This window comes from Listeria grayi (assembly GCF_900638015.1).
In the GTDB taxonomy this organism is placed as follows: Bacteria; Bacillota; Bacilli; order Lactobacillales; family Listeriaceae; genus Listeria; species Listeria grayi.
Genome location: NZ_LR134483.1, coordinates 1,753,226 through 1,766,970, shown reverse-complemented (window position 1 = coordinate 1,766,970; position 13,745 = coordinate 1,753,226). Strand labels below are relative to the sequence as shown.

At 40.5% G+C, this 13,745-nt stretch carries 15 protein-coding genes; 14 read left to right on the top strand and 1 reads right to left on the bottom strand.

The features are described from left to right. Positions 1 to 16: 16 nt before the first annotated feature. The 9 genes from EL241_RS08565 to EL241_RS08525 all read left to right on the top strand — a co-directional run bounded on the left by EL241_RS08565 (position 17) and on the right by EL241_RS08525 (position 6,764). Positions 17 to 694: a uracil-DNA glycosylase gene (locus EL241_RS08565; protein WP_126320510.1), complete on the top strand. Its 678-nt coding sequence runs from the start codon at positions 17 to 19 to the stop codon at positions 692 to 694. A gap of 356 nt (positions 695 to 1,050) precedes the next feature. Continuing rightward, a complete protein-coding gene (locus tag EL241_RS08560; RefSeq protein ID WP_036106402.1) occupies positions 1,051 to 1,509 on the top strand; it encodes a hypothetical protein in 459 nt (152 codons plus the stop codon). A gap of 386 nt (positions 1,510 to 1,895) precedes the next feature. Next, positions 1,896 to 2,474, top strand: coding sequence for a hypothetical protein (locus EL241_RS08555; protein ID WP_052009195.1), 579 nt, complete (start codon positions 1,896 to 1,898; stop codon positions 2,472 to 2,474). Between the two features lie 572 nt (positions 2,475 to 3,046). Continuing rightward, positions 3,047 to 3,331, top strand: coding sequence for a DUF3130 family protein (locus EL241_RS08550; RefSeq protein ID WP_126320509.1), 285 nt, complete (start codon positions 3,047 to 3,049; stop codon positions 3,329 to 3,331). 7 nt (positions 3,332 to 3,338) lie between these two features. Next, the gene (locus EL241_RS08545) at positions 3,339 to 3,713 is read left to right on the top strand and encodes a hypothetical protein (RefSeq protein WP_126320508.1); all 375 of its coding nucleotides are present in this window, start codon (positions 3,339 to 3,341) and stop codon (positions 3,711 to 3,713) included. Beyond that, positions 3,700 to 5,145 (top strand): T7SS effector LXG polymorphic toxin, encoded by a 1,446-nt coding sequence (locus EL241_RS08540; protein WP_126320507.1) that lies wholly within the window; start codon positions 3,700 to 3,702, stop codon positions 5,143 to 5,145. The genes EL241_RS08545 and EL241_RS08540 overlap by 14 nt, the downstream gene beginning before the upstream one ends. 10 nt (positions 5,146 to 5,155) lie before the next feature. After that, entirely contained in the window at positions 5,156 to 5,638 is a 483-nt protein-coding gene (locus EL241_RS08535; RefSeq protein ID WP_036106409.1) for a hypothetical protein, read from the top strand. Positions 5,639 to 5,778: 140 nt separating this feature from the next. Then, positions 5,779 to 6,357, top strand: coding sequence for a hypothetical protein (locus EL241_RS08530; RefSeq protein ID WP_232020817.1), 579 nt, complete (start codon positions 5,779 to 5,781; stop codon positions 6,355 to 6,357). A gap of 11 nt (positions 6,358 to 6,368) precedes the next feature. Further along, positions 6,369 to 6,764 (top strand): UCP019853 family protein, encoded by a 396-nt coding sequence (locus tag EL241_RS08525; RefSeq protein WP_003755212.1) that lies wholly within the window; start codon positions 6,369 to 6,371, stop codon positions 6,762 to 6,764. 365 nt (positions 6,765 to 7,129) lie between these two features. On the opposite strand, the gene rnhC is transcribed toward EL241_RS08525, so the two are convergent. Then, positions 7,130 to 8,044, bottom strand: a complete 915-nt coding sequence (gene rnhC / locus EL241_RS08520; RefSeq protein WP_036106414.1) for a ribonuclease HIII — start codon at positions 8,042 to 8,044, stop codon at positions 7,130 to 7,132. 156 nt (positions 8,045 to 8,200) lie between these two features. Here rnhC and zapA point away from each other — a divergent pair, with 156 nt between their 5' ends. The 5 genes from zapA (at position 8,201) to trxA (ending at position 13,568) form a co-directional block, all read left to right on the top strand. Then, complete coding sequence (zapA, locus tag EL241_RS08515) at positions 8,201 to 8,464, top strand: cell division protein ZapA (protein ID WP_036106417.1); 264 nt, start codon at positions 8,201 to 8,203, stop codon at positions 8,462 to 8,464. Positions 8,465 to 8,467: 3 nt separating this feature from the next. Continuing rightward, the gene (locus EL241_RS08510; protein WP_003755218.1) at positions 8,468 to 9,010 is read left to right on the top strand and encodes a CvpA family protein; all 543 of its coding nucleotides are present in this window, start codon (positions 8,468 to 8,470) and stop codon (positions 9,008 to 9,010) included. A gap of 85 nt (positions 9,011 to 9,095) precedes the next feature. Beyond that, positions 9,096 to 10,808 carry a DNA polymerase/3'-5' exonuclease PolX gene (gene polX, locus EL241_RS08505; protein ID WP_036106421.1) on the top strand — a complete coding sequence of 571 codons (1,713 nt, stop codon included), beginning with the start codon at positions 9,096 to 9,098 and terminating at the stop codon, positions 10,806 to 10,808. Between the two features lie 14 nt (positions 10,809 to 10,822). Further along, positions 10,823 to 13,180 carry an endonuclease MutS2 gene (locus tag EL241_RS08500; protein ID WP_036106424.1) on the top strand — a complete coding sequence of 786 codons (2,358 nt, stop codon included), beginning with the start codon at positions 10,823 to 10,825 and terminating at the stop codon, positions 13,178 to 13,180. Positions 13,181 to 13,256: 76 nt separating this feature from the next. Then, entirely contained in the window at positions 13,257 to 13,568 is a 312-nt protein-coding gene (trxA, locus tag EL241_RS08495; protein WP_003755226.1) for a thioredoxin, read from the top strand. The last annotated feature ends 177 nt before the right edge of the window (positions 13,569 to 13,745 follow it).

Genomic DNA, 13,745 nt, shown 5'->3' with positions numbered 1-13,745 from the left:
AAAAGGAGTGACACCATTGGTAAATATAGGCAATGACTGGGATGACGTTTTAGCAGAAGAGTTTGAAAAAGAATATTATCAAGAACTGCGTCAATTTTTGAAATATGAATACGGGACTAAAACGATCTATCCTGATATGTACGATATTTTCAATGCACTGAAATACACCGCCTATAAAGATGTGAAAGTGGTTATTTTGGGGCAAGATCCTTATCATGGCCCAAATCAAGCACATGGTCTGTCTTTTTCTGTGCAAAAAGGAATCCCTACACCACCATCACTACAGAATATCTATAAAGAGCTTCGCGACGATCTGACCTGCGTCATTCCCGATAATGGCTATCTCGTTCCTTGGGCAGAACAAGGTGTACTCATGCTGAACACCGTTTTGACCGTGCGAGCAGGACAAGCGAATTCACATCGGCACAAAGGCTGGGAAACATTCACCAACCGGATCATCGAACTTTTAAATGAAAAGGAAGGGCCAGTTGTTTATCTGCTGTGGGGGAATAATGCGAAGGAAAAACAAGCTTTTTTGACAAACGAGCAGCAGTATATCCTCACATCGGTTCATCCAAGCCCACTATCAGCACATCGCGGATTTTTAGGCTGCAGGCATTTTTCAAAAGCAAATGCGTTCCTCGTGCAGCATGGCGAACAAGCGATCGATTGGCAGATCCCGAATATTCATTAAGCGAACTGAAAGGAACTGCAGGAACACCAAGGAGATGCAGGCAGATGAGTTAGAAAAAGTATAATAAATGCAGTATTGGGGAAGCAAGATCTGCTGTCAGTCCAGGACATAAACCATTGCTAGATGAAACCACAAAGAAAGCGGAAATTTAGAAAATAGCGTGGGAATATGGACAGATGTCAATAAAGTAGATATAAAATTAGATGTATTTATTTCTGAAATTATAGAAGATACTGGTGTTTCGAAAGCAACACATTATAAAAAACAAAGGAGATAGAGAGAAACAATTAAAAATCAATTATTTGAAATGATGGACCAAGCATAAATATTTCATGTCAGAGAAAGGAGTGTTCTCATTGCTTATACAGATAGATCGAGATAGTGTTGCTATGGGCGACGATGTAGATTCACACAAAATATCCCTTCACATTGATTCTTCAACAACCTATTTTTCTCTTTTCAAAAGTTTACTTAAAAAAGGTTATATTCCCTCTATTCAAGGAAATGATGTAGTTTGGGTGCTTAGGTACAACGGTTCCGATTTACTCACTTATCAAACAAAAGAAGAAAAGTTTTTCTCTCGATTAGCACATGACCAAGAGCGCATTGTTGCTTATATGAAAGCTAATCAAGAAAAGAATATCTGTATCGTTTTTCGCTACTATTACTCTAAAATGAAACGCGCATTTTCTATTTATCGAGATCACAGTGGTAGCAAATCGCAGATGAGAATAAATGATTTTTTGTCTGAATATCGTTCATATAACATCCCATCTGAACTAGAAAAAACATGGGAGAAGAAACAAAGGTTTTAAATTCAATGACCGCGGACTTTTTGATGGTAACCGTTTTAGTTCTTTTGGGTTAGTCAAGTATCTGCTGAAAAATTATAGAAGTTCGACTCATAAGCAGCGAGTGTAAAAAAATAAAAGAGCTGGTGGGTATCCAGTTACACAAGATACTGTGTACGCTCTCATAGCCTGTTCTCTTGGAAAAGAGGATAGGCTTTTTTATTTCATTTCAACGTTCAAGATAGCTTAAATGACTATTGACAATTATTTAAGATGAATAACAAACCTTTTGAGATATATCTGTTTTTACAAATACATTTTGTGATATAATTTTTTTGCTTTTATTTGCGACATCTTTGAAAAGAATAGCTAGTAAAATATAACAACATGACAGAAAGAGGTTGGAAAGAGTGAAAAACATCAAGAAACACAATTTTAAATTATTTGTACCTATGATTCTAGGAACTATTGTATTTACAACATTAATTCCTGGTTTATCGGTATACGCAGAACAAAAGGAAAAAGATAGTTCGTCTCAAGAGGAAAATGTAGTTGAAGTCTCGCCAAAAGATATCAACGGTAAAATGGAATCAGAAGAGCTAGGAACTCTTTTTGAAACAAAAGATGATTCTTTAATTGTTCGACACTACGAAAATCCTCGCAGTATGTTACGAGCATCATCTACACACATTGCTAAGTGGGGAAAATGGAATTATACACATATTGCTGTATCTAGAGGTGTAGCGGCGGGTGCAATTAATACGGCTTTTTATATGGGAATAGGTGGATCAATAGGAATGTTTGGTATTCCTGGATGGGCAATAGGAGGTTTACTGACATCTGCACAATGGACTAAGCTTGGGTCTTCTCCTGGTAAAGCAGTAGCAAAGAAATGGGATAAAAATAAAAATGGATGGATTGGATTTTACATGCGTTGGGGATACGATGGTGCTGGCAGAAAAGTAGCGTCAGAGTATACCACAAAGTAAGCTGATTTATTAACGGAGTGAGTTTTTTGTATAAAAAATGTAATGACTTTTACGATAAGCACCCTTTTTGGAGTGTACTTGCGATAGCCGTAATAGGTAGTATAGTAGGTATCATCATAGAATATATAGTAAATGGTGATTTTATTGGATCAGCTGTTTACGCAGTATTATTTTATGTATTTATTCAATTGATTATTGCGATTATAAGAAACAATAAGAAAAACAAATGAGTTAGGAGAAGGAATGAATCGATTGGATTCATTCCTTGCTCTCCATTATGACCATAAAAGAGTTCAAGCGACGTGGGAGCTGCTAATTAAATGATGCTATTATTGGTAGGCACTCTAGGTACGCTCTCATCTGTTAAGCCTATTCTCTGGGAAAAGAGGATAGGATTTTTTTATGTTTTTAGGGATCTCCATGTAACATGGTTCCGAGATAGTAGTCAATTATTTAACGAAATTTCATTTTTTCTCCATAAACTGTTCGTATTTTGTTCAAACCTCGTTCGCACTTTTTTATGCTAAACTTAAAATGATTCTAGTATGCACACCAAGAGAGGAGCCAACGAGATGCGAGAGATCCAAGTATCCGAACAAAAATTCCAGCAACATGCCGCGCGGCTCGGTGAAACAAGTCACGCCGTACGGTATCGGCTGAAAGGAAATAATCTAGCCTATTCGAGAGCCAACTCAACGAATCATTTACGTACCGCCATCTTCGACTTTATCAGCGTCGTTGATGACCTCCAGCAGTTAGGACAAAAAGACGCCCAGCGACTCAAAAAAATCGGGATCGCTTATGCGAAGCACGATCAAATGACCGGGCAAAAAATCGGTCAGCTGGAGGTGCGTTGATCTGGATATGACAAGCCAAAAATTAGAGGAACGTGTCTTCCAAAAACGCAAGGAGATCCAGAAGGCAGAAGCCGAAATCGAACAGCTCAAAGAAACCATGCGAGCGGAAGAATGGCTGGAACAAGATCTCCGCCAGCTGGAACGAGCAGAACAAGAAGTCCTAGAAATACTTCGCCAAAGCTGGCAGGGAAGCAAGGCAAATGGTTTTCATCATTATATCGAAGACGTGCAGCTGGAAGAATCACGGGCATGGAAAAAAGGTTTTGCGCATCGCCAGACGAATTTAGAACAAGCACGTTCTGAGCAAACGAAGTCGCTTTTTCATTTAGAAAACCAACAACAAGCTTTACAGAAGGAGTGGACAGCCTATGAGTCGCATTGACATTGCAGAAGTAACGGCTTTTCATCGGGATCTCCAGCAAATGAACCGAGAGGCACGAAGCGCTATCCAAAAGATGAAACAAGCAGCCATGAACTATGCCCAGGATAATTCCCTAAAAGGGCAAGCCGTCACGACATCGAAACACTATTTTGCAGAAAGCTACCGAACGATCTGCGATACCGTGATCGAGGTCATGAACGAAAGTGATCGCTTACTGGCACGCTACATCCAAGATTTTCATAGCCAAGTGGATCCATCCCCAAATGCCAAGATCGATGCCGAAATGCTGCAGGAAGCTATGGCCAAAATAAGGACGATCGAGCGAAAAAAAAAACACTTGCAGCAATCGCTATCCGGATCAACAGCCGGTCTGCATGAAGGACAGATGCAGCTGTTCCGCATGCAAATGGCCGCAGCTGTCAAACAAGAAAAGATCTTAGAAAAGTACATCCACTTTGAACAGTCCCACGGCAATTTCTTTTCTACGATCGAAGAACTGGTCCATCGAGCCGGAAAAGCAGTTCGCCAGCTGCTTCGGGAATCGACGTTTAACGAAAAAACTGGCGCGATCCATTTACCGACCGGATATGGAAGATCGCTGAAGGACTTAAAGAAATCGTTAGCCAAAGCGCGTGGGATCGACCCAAAAATGGAGAAGAAACTCAAGGGCTACACCGTTTATGCGGTCGTCGTTCCTGGCGCAAAAGACAAAGCGACGGTTACCTGGTTTATAGAAAAAGATGGCGTAGTCGTCAGGGAAGCAGAGCTACAAAACTATCTGGAACATGCCGGTAAATACCTAGATCCAAGCGATTATTACGTGATTCCGTATGAAGTATTAACGAAAAAAATCAATGATTCATGGAAACAAGGAATTGATTACTTGAGCGGCAAGGAGTATTCCGGGCTGATAAAAGGCACTGTTTCCGCATCGGCCTATGCGGAGGACTGGGTAGAACGTTTTAATAAGAGCGAATTCGGGCAAGCTGTGTTAGGATTGGGATTGAGCATGGCGGCGATTCGGTATCGGCCGGTTGTTAAGAAAGTTAGTGGGGTTAATATTGCAAAACCGAATGCAGGAGTTGTACAATCCAGAATTAATGTAGCCAATGGTCCCACAAGGTTTAGCTCTTCTGGAAATGCAGGTTTCAATCATGTTTTGGATAGACATTTTAATCCTAATAGAAATGCTGGTCAATTTACAATCAGTCAAGATAAACTTAAAAATATTTTGTCTAGCAAAAATACAGTGAGCATACCTGTTAAAGAAATTCCAGGAAACCAATTTGAAAGGATAGTTGATATTGGTGAAACTGCTGGGACTATAAAACCGAGCATACCTGACGTAGGCGGTACACCGACAAATTATATTCGAGTTATAACAGATAAAGCGGGGAATTTAATCACTACGTACCCAATACCTAGACCTTAGGAGGAGAGAAATGAATCGAGAAATTGTTCAGATATATAAAGAATTTAATAAAAATTCATTAACATCATTTTTTGAAAGCCTTCTGAATTTTATAAAAAAATATGATGGAACTTTTAGATTGTATGTTTTTAAGGACAGTTTAGAAGTTATTGAAAAATTCCAGAAAAATGACTTCTATTTAGGAACTACGGATGATAATTTAGAAGGGTTAGCATTATTTTATTCTGAAGAAATGCTTAAAGCTACTGAGAAGGAAATATGTGGTAATGTTGTTCATATGATATGGGATGTTGCAACATTTATGACAGATGAATTGTGTCCGAGTTGTCAAGATTCTAACCTGAAAATTGCATCTTCTACAGATCAAAAGAATACTTATAAAACATGTGATAATTGTTTGATTACACTAAAAAAAGGACAGTTTATAGAAAGACCAGAAGAAATGATTCCAGCAACACGAAAACAAGTAGATTATATTTTGGAAAATGAATAATAATAATTTTAATAAGTAAATAAAAAAGGCACTCCACTCCTCGATTGCAGTCGAGAAAGTAGAGCCTTGACTAGTCAGCATAATCTAACTAAAACTATCCGGAACATGCCGGCAAATACTTAGATCCAAGCGATTATTACGTGATCCCGTATGAAGTATTAACGAAAAAAATCAATGATTCATGGAAACAAGGAATCGATTACTTGAGCGGCAAGGAGTATTCCGGGCTGATAAAAGGCACTGTTTCCGCATCGGCCTATGCGGAGGACTGGGTAGAACACTTTAATAAGAGCGAATTCGGGCAAGCTGTGTTAGGATTGGGATTGAGTATGGCGGCGATTCGGTATCGGCCGGTTGTTAAGAAAGTTAGTGGACTTAAATTTAGCGATGTAGAAAAATTAGAAAACCATTTTACAAAACATGGAGGAGAATTTAAAGGAGCATATTCTAATGTAGATGAATATCTTAAAGGTGCAAATGACGTAATTAAAAATGGTGAAAAAGTGCAATATAACTATCCATTGAAGGATGGAACAACAGAGTTGAGAACTGGCTATGTGAAGTTTATGGGGAATACTAGTAAAGGAAAAGCAAAATTTGAATTTGTTGGAACTAACTTATCAGGAGATATTACAACTTACCATGTGAAACGAGGAGAGGATATTTATAAATTATTGAATGGCAGCAAGCATATAAATGTAATAAATCCGTTAGAATAGGGGAATTGCAAATGAAATATGAAGCAAAAATAATTTCAGAAAATCCTGATATTGAAGAAGAATTAAAAATTAAAATAAAAGATATTGAGCTTTTATGTTTTGTTGAAGAATACAGGTGTTCAGTAGAGGTCGGACAAGAGTATATTGTTGATTTAGAGATAGTCGTTTTTGATGATTTAGATATTGAGAAAAGTACTGTACAGGCTAGAGAGATGACTCAACAAGCAGATAGTTTTGCATACTGTATCAGAGGTGTTTTTAACCCATCTAATAAAAAAATAGATTCTGGGATAGATATTGATTTAGCAGATGAAGATATTTCTGGTTTTTGGTATTTGGAAAATCAATTTGTTGAATTAAATATTGATAGATTCAATATAGACATTATAGAAAAAGTAAATAAATAAAAGGCACTCTGTAACTTGGTGCCAACTAGGAAATAGAGCCTTGCATTAGTCAGAATCACTAATTAATCAAGACTTATCAAAAAATGCAAGTTTACCAGTAAAAAGAATTTTAGAAGCTTTTTTACAGCAAAATAAATAAACAAAGCACTCCACTTCTAAGCTGAAATTGAGAAAGCTGAACTTTGAATTAGTCAACAAGAACTACTTAACCAAGTTGCCAATAGCTAACAAAAACGAGCTTGCTCAAAGTCAATAAACCAGATACAAAAATGGCAGGAAATCCATTCTTAGACGGATATATCCTGCCTTTTTGTATCTTTTATATGGCTTGAGATCAGCACTACATAGTATTTAAGTTGATTTTTTCAAACCAAGCGTTTCGCTTTCTCCGTATTTGCAAAATGAAGTTTTGCGATCTGAGAAAGCTTTTCGGAACCGAAACGGCGAATGATCTCTGCGGCTTCGGCATCGACTTTTGCTCCGGCACCTTTTGTAAGGGGGAGGCCTACTTGTTGCTGGATCTCTTCAAAGGCTTTGACAAAACGATAGCGGGCGATGATCGAAGCAGCTGCAACGGCAAGATGATGGCCTTCTGCTTTGGTCGCGAAATAGACATTTTCACGCATGATCGAAGGCTCGTTTGCTAGATAACGATAATAGACGCCTTTTTCAGCGAATTGATCGATCAATATCGCATCGGGATGGAGGGGAGCTAGTTTTTTGAGTACATTTTCGATCGCGCGGTTATGCAAGATCGCTTTCATTTTCCCTTGGTTCATCCCGCTTTGCTGTAGTGCATTATATTTTTCGTTTGGACAGATCAAGACACTATGCGGAACAAATGGAATGATTTTTTCTGCGACTGTTAAGATCTCAGGGTCACGCATGTCTTTAGAATCACGTACGCCTAAAGCAGTAAGCTGCGGCATCATCTCGCTACTTACATATGCAGCACAAACGGTGATCGGACCGAAATAATCGCCGGTACCAACTTCATCGGAGCCAACCACGTTCTTTTGTGCAAAATTAACCGGTAGACCAGCGATCGTTGGTTTGGCTTTTACGGCTGTCGTATTTGCAGTTCCCCATTTTGCTGCTTCTTTTTCCGCTAGATTACCTTGGAACATGACTTTTCCCGATTTATAAGCAGTAATAGTGATCCCGTTTTTCTTTGCGGCGAAAACAGCACCATTCGGCAGTTTTGGCAGTAAAAAGCTTTGATAATAAGTGTGCAGTTCCCCGAGTTTTTCTTTGCTGACAGTGATAACTTGTGTAGCGATAACAATCTCCCTCTCTTTTTCTTTTTATTCTATCATATTTTCTAAGTCCTAAGATGTAAAAATCGCTGGATAAATTGTAAGTCCTTTCTTTTCGAGGGTAAACATGATAAGATATGTTACGAGAGTAGGGCAATTGAAGGAGAGCGGGGGAAGACAATGGCGGAGAATGACAAGTCAAAAATCGTAACGAAGATTTACGGAAGAGAATACACCATCGTTGGAGAAGAAACGACCGATCACTTACATCTAGTAGCAAGAACAGTAGATGAAAAAATGCGCGAGATAAGTGCACATAACCAAGCCCTCGACAGCGGCCGCTTAGCAGTTTTGACCGCAGTGAATGCAACACATGATCTACTAAAATTAGAAGAAAAATATCGTGAGCTAGAGCGTGAACTGGCTCAGCTAAAAGGAAGATAGTACATGATTTTAAATGCAATAATTTTAATTCTCATCATCAGTAATTTCTTCAAGGGATTCTATGTTGGGTTCATTAGACAATTGATCACATTAATTGGTTACATCTTGGCAATCGTCGTTGCCTCGATGTATTATGACAAACTGGCGCCATATCTGAACTTCATTCCACATCCAAACTTTGATACGACAAGCAATGCCACAGCGTTTCTCGATGCGCTTCAAAATGAGGCTGTCTATTATAACGTATTGGCATTTATCATCATTTTTATTGCCGCAACGATCATCGTGCATATGATCGCTTCGCTTTCCCGAGGCATCACGAATTTACCTGTCTTGCGTCAGATCAACGGATTGTTGGGAGCTGTTCTTGGAGCAGTAACATCTTATATTTATATCTTTGTGCTGCTTTATTTCGCAGCATTGTTCCCAATTCATTGGCTGATGGAAGCAATCAATGATTCAAGCGTTGCGCAGTGGATGATGCAGAACACACCGATCCTATCTGAGCAGTTTGTAGATTGGGTAACAAAAGTATTAACCAATTAAACGATAAAATGAACCCAGATGTATCTTGTACCCTTTGAGGTGTGCAAAGGTACATCTGGTGTTTTTATAAAGTGAGGTTTTTAAAGTGGCAACAACGAAAAAAGAAGTGATCCAGTTACTCGAAAAAATCGCTGTCTACATGGAATTAAAAGGAGAGAATCCGTTCAAGATCAGCGCTTTTCGCAAAGCGGCGCAGTCTTTGGAAATGGACGACCGCAGCTTATCTGAAATCGATGAATTCACCAAACTACCTGGCATCGGCGAACGAACAGGCGAGATCATCACCACATTTGTAGAAACAGGTGAAAGCCCGGAATTAGAACAACTGCAAGGAGAGGTTCCAAAAGGATTGATCCCACTATTAGATGTTCAGGGCTTAGGCGGGAAAAAACTTTCTCGGCTCTATAAAGAATTGGGAATCACGGATAAGGATTCTTTATTAAAAGAAGCAGAAAACGGCAAAATCGCAGCCTTGAAAGGATTTGGCCAAAAATCTGTGGATAAGATGGTGGAAGCAGTCCGCGAGATCGGAACCAGGCCTGAACGCTATCCGATTTACGATGCACTGAAAATCGCTGATCAAATCGAGGCTTATTTGGATACGATTCCAGCCATTGAGACCTATTCTGAAGCCGGCAGTTTGCGCCGTTTGAGAGAAACCGTCAAAGATCTTGATTTCGTGATCGGAACGACAGATGTGGAAAAAGTAAAAATAGCATTGCTCGAATTTCCGCTGATCCAAGAAGTGACGAATGACGGCAATACAAAAGTGTCCGTGGAGCTGAAAGACGAGATCGAGATCGCTGTCGATTTCAGGTTGGTAAGCCCAGAAGACTTCCCTACTACGTTGCATCATTTTACTGGCTCGAAAGATCATAATATCAAAATGCGTCAGCTAGCCAAAGAACAAGACGAAAAAATCAGCGAGTACGGTGTCGAAAATAAAGCGGGGAAAAATCTGCATTTTAAAAACGAATCTGCTTTTTACGATCACTTTGGTCTGCCATATTTACCACCGGAAGTGCGTAAAGATGGCCAAGAAATCGAGCGGATCAAAAGGCAGTCGACTTTTATTGAAGAAAAAGATATTCGCGGTGACCTGCACATGCACACGACTTGGTCTGACGGCGCATATTCCTTGCCAGAAATGATTGAGGCTTGTATAGCAAAGAAATATGATTATATGGTCATCACCGATCACGGTGGTTTTCTGAAAGTCGCCAACGGTCTGGAAAAAGAACGTTTACTGGATCAGGTACAAAAAATAACCACGCTGAAAAAGGAATATCCCGAGATCGATATTTATGCAGGAGTGGAAATGGATATCTTACCAGATGGCACACTCGACTTTGAAGATGATGTCTTGAAAGAATTAGATTTCGTCATCGCGTCGATTCATTCCAGTTTCTCACAAACAGAAGCACAAATCATGAAACGGCTGGAAACGGCCTGCAAAAATCCGTATGTTCGGTTGATCGCTCATCCGACAGGACGTATCATTGGCAAGCGTCCTGGCTACCAAGTGAATATGGAAAAACTGATCCAACTAGCGGCAGAAACAGGGACAGCACTGGAATTGAATGCTAATCCACAGCGGCTCGACTTGGCTGCGGCACATTTAGAAGCAGCTAGAGCAGCTGGTGTGAAGATCGCGATCAATACAGATGCCCATGACAAAAAACATTTGGACTTTATGAAGATCGGCGTTCGCGCGGCTAAAAAAGGGTGGCTGGAGCAAGGGGATATCCTAAACAGCATGACCAAGCAAGCCTTTCGCCAGTTTATCCAGAATAAATAAAAAGAGGAATCAATATGGAAAAAAAAGTAGAAAAAATATTAGAATTTCATAAAATAAAAGAACAGCTGGTGGAATATGCTACTTCAAGCTTAGGTGCGCAAGTAATTCGTGAATTGGCGCCAAGCAGCGAGTATGACAAAGTCCGTCAAGCTTTACTAGAAACAGAAGAAGGTGCGAAAATCTTTCGCCTAAAAGGAACAGCTCCGATCGAAGGCGTCAATGATATCGGTTCTTCTTTGAAGCGTCTAGAGATCGGCGGCGATCTGAACGGCGTAGAACTTTATCAAATCGGCAGTAATCTCAGAGTCAGCCGGCTGATGAAGCATTTTATCGAGGACATGACAGAACAAGGAATCGATATCCCGCTATTTAACACAAGCGCCGAGGAACTCGAGCTGTTTCCTGAATTAGAAGAAACGATTTCCTTGACCGTAGATGAAAGCGGAGCAATTCTCGACTCAGCAAGCGAAACACTTCGCGGGATCAGAAGCGGCATGCGACGTGCTGAGTCACGCGTCCGCGAAAAATTGGAAGAGCTACTTCGTAATTCCAATACAAGCAAAATGCTGAGCGATGCAATCATTACCATTCGGAATGACCGTTTCGTTATCCCCGTCAAACAAGAATATAAAAATCATTTCGGCGGTATTGTCCACGATCAATCGGCTTCCGGTCAGACGCTATTCATGGAACCGGCCCGTGTCGTTGAACTGAATAATGAACGTCGCAGTCTAAAAGCGCGTGAAAAACAAGAAATCGATCGAATCCTAGCAGAAGTTTCAGCTGTAGTGGCCGAATGGACGCCTGCGATCCATCACAACACCTACTTGCTTGGCCGTTTTGATTTTATATTTGCCAAAGCGAAATATGGTAAATCGATCCGCGCAGTCACACCACAGTTAAATACGGAAAAGAAAATCAAACTTATCAAAGCCAGGCACCCGCTTTTACCGGCAGAAACCGTAGTGGCCAATGATATCTATCTAGGCGAAGATTTTTCCGCGATCGTGATCACCGGTCCGAATACAGGTGGTAAAACGATCACACTTAAAACATTAGGTCTGCTGACATTAATGGCACAGGCCGGACTGCAGATCCCGGCAGAAGAAGAATCAGTGGTTAGTGTTTTTGATGCCGTCTTTGCCGACATTGGTGACGAACAATCAATCGAACAGAATCTCAGTACCTTCTCTTCACATATGACAAATATCGTCAGTATCTTAGAAAAAACCAATGACCGTTCTCTTGTCCTGTTCGATGAATTGGGTGCTGGTACCGATCCACAAGAAGGCGCTGCGCTGGCGATCGCGATTTTAGATGCCGTCCATGATTCAGGCGCAAGTGTCGTTGCTACGACCCATTATCCAGAACTGAAAGCATATGGCTATAATCGCCCTTTCGCAACAAACGCTTCCGTCGAATTTAATGTTGAAACACTAAGTCCGACTTATCGATTATTGATTGGGGTACCAGGTAGAAGTAACGCCTTTGATATTTCCAGCCGGCTGGGATTACGAGAGGAAGTCATTCAAAACGCTCGCAACCTGATCGATACCGAAAGTGCTGATTTGAACGACATGATCTCCAGCTTAGAAGAAAAACGCAACCAAGCAGAAAAAGAATATGAAGCAGCTTATCAAATCGCCCGCGATGCAGAGAAACTGCAGAAAGATTTGCAAAAAGAAATCATCCAGTACCACAATCAGAAAGAGAATTTAGTAGAAAAAGCAAATAAAGAAGCAGCTGCGATCATTGAAAAAGCTGAAACAGAAGCAGAAGCCGTGATGCATGATCTACGGCAAATGCAGCTTAGTGGGGCACAAACGATCAAAGAGCACGAATTGATCGATGCTCGAACGCGTCTAAGTCAGGCAAAACCAAAAACGATCTCGAAACAGCCTGTACCGGAACATGTCGTTCAAGTCCATGTATTCGCTCCAGGTGACAATGTCCGTGTGCTTTCCCTCGGTCAAAAAGGCGTGCTGCTCGATCAGACGGGCAAAAAGGAATGGAACGTACAGATCGGGATCATCAAAATGAAGATCAAAGAGAAAGACCTTGAATACATCAAGCCTGAAAAAGAAACCACAAAACGAATGATCACCAACGTACGCGGCAATGAAGCTGCTGTCAAAACAGAACTCGATCTGCGTGGCGTTCGTTATGAAGATGCACTTCAGCAAGTCGATAAATACATTGACGAAGCTTTACTCGCAGGTTATCATCAAGTGTCGATCATTCACGGTAAAGGAACCGGGGCGCTTCGTAATGGCGTGACCGAATTTCTGAAACACCACCGACTCGTCAAATCGATTCGTTTCGGAGCGGCAGCAGAAGGCGGCAACGGAGTGACGATCGCTGAACTCAAATGACAATGAGCAAAAAAATAGCAGCCCCTAATAAAGGGTGTTATACTGACGTTACAGATTGAAAGAGGAGTTGAGCAAAATGGTACAAGCAATTACAGATGCAAATTTTGCAGATGAAACAAAAGATGGTTTAGTATTAGTTGATTTCTGGGCAACATGGTGCGGACCTTGTCGCATGGTAGCTCCAGTTTTAGAAGAAATAGCAGAAGAACGCGGCGATGCACTCAAAATCGTGAAAATCGATGTGGATGAAAATCCAAAAACATCCGAAGCATTTAAAGTAATGAGTATCCCTACTTTATTGATCAAAAAAGACAATGAAGTCGTTGATACTGTTATTGGCTACCGTCCAAAAGAAGAATTGGACGAAGTAATCAACCAATATCTATAAAAAAGCGATTTTATGCATAGGCAGCTTGCCGGCCGAGGGAAGAACCAAAATTGCCTCTTGCTTTCCACTTTTGTATTTTATTGATACAATTTAAAGGAAAGTAAGTGACTTTGGTTCATCAATCGAGCTGGTAAGCTGTTTTTTTGAGCGAAGATCCTTCTTATATAAAAGGAGTGG